This is a genomic window from Halomonas sp. SIMBA_159 (assembly GCF_046536035.1).
Classification (GTDB): domain Bacteria; phylum Pseudomonadota; class Gammaproteobacteria; order Pseudomonadales; family Halomonadaceae; genus Vreelandella; species Vreelandella venusta_A.
This window is the reverse complement of sequence record NZ_JAWJBT010001021.1, coordinates 1-256: the sequence shown is the minus strand read 5'-3', so window position 1 is coordinate 256 and position 256 is coordinate 1. Positions and strand designations below refer to the sequence as shown.

General features: G+C 38.3%; 1 protein-coding gene. It reads left to right on the top strand.

What is annotated here, in order from left to right; translation table 11 throughout:
• On the top strand, positions 1–256 hold a 256-nt coding region (locus R0J87_RS22355; RefSeq protein ID WP_498889064.1), incomplete at both ends, for a hypothetical protein.

Here is a 256-nt window from a genome sequence, read left to right as displayed (position 1 = left end):
GTCGATGTTACCGCATTGCCTCCTCAAGCGTTATCCGCATTTTTATCAGAAGATCAATCTACTATGATTGTGCCAATGAATTTGAAAGCCGGATTAGGCAATGCTGATTATGCAGAGATTAATGATGAAACAACAAAGGTTGGTAAAAAGATAGCAAAAGGGTTAGATACAGATTTTTATATTACGGGCCCAGCAGGTATAGCTGGAGATACTGTTAAGTTATTTGAATCTGCTGACTTGAAGCTGTTATTAGCCA